Annotated in this window: 1 tRNA gene; it reads left to right on the forward strand. The window is 52.1% G+C overall.

From position 1 onward, the window contains the following. Positions 1 to 358 precede the first annotated feature (358 nt). Positions 359 to 434 (forward strand) — tRNA-Glu (locus ACLHZ1_RS20635). Positions 435 to 436: the final 2 nt, after the last annotated feature.

Genomic DNA, 436 nt, shown 5'->3' on the forward strand with positions numbered 1-436 from the left:
TCGTAACAAGGTAACCCTAGGGGAACCTGGGGTTGGATCACCTCCTTACCTTAAGATGTCGTGTTGTTGAGTGTTCACACAGATTGCCTTGATTCAAAGTAGTTAGAGCAAAGACCTGATGCGCCAGTGATGACGTGTCAGTGCTTGTTTGGTGAAAGCCAAACGAGAGAAGCCCGTTCGTTGGGTTGGGATGTGAATAGCGGCGCAAGTTGCTACCCAAGCCAGAGTTAGCGATAACAACGAACAGCGCTAAAGGCCGTTGGTCTGCAGGTGTCGGCAAATAATGTCGCTCGCTTCGCAGGCTCAGCATCGCCTTTACAAAACGTCTTCGATACGAAGTATCGAAAGCGGACGTTTTGTCCCCTTCGTCTAGAGGCCTAGGACACCGCCCTTTCACGGCGGTAACAGGGGTTCGAATCCCCTAGGGGACGCCACT

This window comes from Aeromonas sobria, from assembly GCF_050266975.1.
GTDB lineage: Bacteria > Pseudomonadota > Gammaproteobacteria > Enterobacterales > Aeromonadaceae > Aeromonas > Aeromonas sobria_B.